At 71.0% G+C, this 1,570-nt stretch carries 2 protein-coding genes and 1 pseudogene; all 3 read left to right on the top strand.

Translation table 11 applies throughout. The annotated features are described in order from the left end of the window. Positions 1-253, top strand: a pseudogene (locus tag HUK84_RS17565) (TlpA family protein disulfide reductase); the annotation flags it as partial. A 144-nt stretch (positions 254-397) separates the two neighbouring features. Further along, positions 398-1,120, top strand: coding sequence for an N-formylglutamate amidohydrolase (locus tag HUK84_RS17560; protein ID WP_176641404.1), 723 nt, complete (start codon positions 398-400; stop codon positions 1,118-1,120). Then, on the top strand, positions 1,117-1,570 hold a 454-nt coding region (locus HUK84_RS17555; protein WP_374729382.1), incomplete at its 3' end, for a shikimate dehydrogenase family protein. The genes HUK84_RS17560 and HUK84_RS17555, both read left to right, overlap by 4 nt.

Here is a 1,570-nt window from a genome sequence, read left to right as displayed (position 1 = left end):
CATCGCGGTCCTGCCGGTATCGGTGGATCACGGCGGGGCGGCGACCGTGCGCCGCTTCTATGCCGCGCACGGCGTGGCCGGCCTGCCGATCCTGTGCGATCCGCAGATGGCGATTCCGGCGGCGCTGCACGAGGATGGCGTGCCCGTGACCCTGGTGCTGGATCGCAGGGGGCGGGAAATCCTGCGGATCGGCGGTCCGGTCCTGTGGGATGCGCCGGATGTGCCGGCGCTGCTGCGCCGCATGGCGGGGTGAGAGGGTTGGAACGAGGCGGGCGGGATGAGGCCGGCGGAATTCGGGGGCACGGTGCGGGACGATAATCTTTCGGGCCACGGTCTTTCCAGTCCGGGTCCTTCAGGACAAACGGGGTTGCTGGGGCCGCATGACCCGGCGCCCGTCATGATCCATGGGCGGGCGGGCGCGTCGCCCTTCGTCCTGGTCAGCGACCATGCGGGGCGCGCGGTGCCGGCCGGCCTGGGCGACCTGGGCGTGCCGGCGGCGGAGTGGGAGCGCCATATCGCCTGGGATATCGGCATGGCCGGCATGGGGCGGCACCTGGCGGGGCTGCTGGATACGATCCTGATCGAACAGGCCTATTCCCGGCTGGTGATCGACTGCAACCGCGCGCCGGGTCATCCGACCTCGGTCGTGCGGGTCAGCGACGGGACGGCGGTGCCCGGCAACCTGGACCTGGATGACGACGACGTGGCGGCGCGGGTCGCGGCGATCTTCCGCCCCTATCACGACCGGATCGCCGCCGAACTGGCCGGGCGGCCGGCGGATTCCACGATCGTGGTGGCGCTGCATAGCTTCACTCCGGAAATGGGTGGGGTGGCGCGGCCCTGGCATGCCGGCATCCTGCACAACCATGCGCCGCGTTTCGGCCTGATGCTGAAGGCGCTGCTGGAGGAGGAGACCGGGCTGCTGGTGGGGGACAACGAGCCCTATGCCTTGACCGATACCAGCGACTACACGATTCCCACACATGCCGAGGCGCGGGGGCTGCCGCATGTCGAGCTGGAGATCCGCCAGGACCTGGTGGCGGATGCGGATGGCCAGCGGGAATGGGCGGAACGGCTGGCGCGGCTGCTGCCGCTTGCATGGGAGCGTTATCGGGCATGACCGGAACGAGCATGCCGCCGCCGGGGTGGCGGCCCATCGGCGGCGCCACCCTGCTGGCGGGGGTGATCGGCTGGCCGGTCGCGCATTCGCGCTCGCCCCTGCTGCATAATTTCTGGCTGGCCCGGCATGGGATCGACGGGGCCTATGTGCCGCTGCCGGTGCGGCCGGGGGATTTCGCGGTGGCGGTGCGGGGCCTGGGCGCGGCTGGATTCCGCGGGGCGAACGTGACCATTCCGCATAAGGAAGCGGCCTTTGCGATCGCGGACGACCTGCATCGTTCGGCGCGGCGCTCGGGGTCGGTTAATACGCTGGTCTTTGGCGTGGACGGACGGATCGCGGCGCGTTCGACCGATGGCGACGGATTCGTCGCCAGCCTGCAAGGCAAGGGCGTGGACGTGGACCGGGGGCCGGTGCTGCTGCTGGGGGCAGGAGGCGGCGCGCGGGCGATCG

The sequence above is a fragment of the Nguyenibacter vanlangensis genome (genome assembly GCF_013376155.1).
In the GTDB taxonomy this organism is placed as follows: Bacteria; Pseudomonadota; Alphaproteobacteria; order Acetobacterales; family Acetobacteraceae; genus Gluconacetobacter; species Gluconacetobacter vanlangensis.
This window is presented reverse-complemented; position numbering and strand designations above follow the sequence as displayed.

Bases quoted from the DNA above. Each gene is read 5' to 3' on its own strand.
- HUK84_RS17560 (WP_176641404.1), top strand. From the start codon at position 398: ATGATCCATGGGCGGGCGGGCGCGTCGCCCTTCGTCCTGGTCAGCGAC.